Source organism: Burkholderia sp. SIMBA_062, from assembly GCF_046534765.1.
GTDB lineage: Bacteria > Pseudomonadota > Gammaproteobacteria > Burkholderiales > Burkholderiaceae > Burkholderia > Burkholderia ambifaria.
In genome coordinates this window covers 1-256 of sequence record NZ_JAWRYD010000411.1, presented here as the reverse complement: position 1 = coordinate 256, position 256 = coordinate 1, and the positions used below count along the sequence as shown (strand labels likewise).

Annotated in this window: 1 protein-coding gene; it reads left to right on the top strand. The window is 62.9% G+C overall.

Going from position 1 to position 256, the window contains the following annotated elements; translation table 11 throughout:
• Positions 1 to 38: 38 nt before the first annotated feature.
• A partial coding sequence (locus SB786_RS36880) for an MlaA family lipoprotein (RefSeq protein WP_410731669.1) occupies positions 39 to 256 on the top strand: 218 nt, incomplete at its 3' end.

Below are 256 nucleotides of genomic sequence, written 5' to 3'. Positions count from 1 at the left end.
CGTTTTACCCGCCTGAGTCTCCACCTATCAAGCTGTTTATGAAGTCAAACACCCTCGTGCGCCGTGCCGCGCGGACCTTGAGTCTCGCCGCGCTGATGGTATTGAGCGCGTGCGCCACGACCGGTCGCCGCGAAGCCGACGATCCGCTCGAACCGATGAATCGCGCGATGTTCTCGTTCAACGAGGGCCTCGACCGCGATGTGGCGAAGCCCGTTGCCAGCGCCTACGCACACGTAATGCCGGAGCCGCTGCAAAC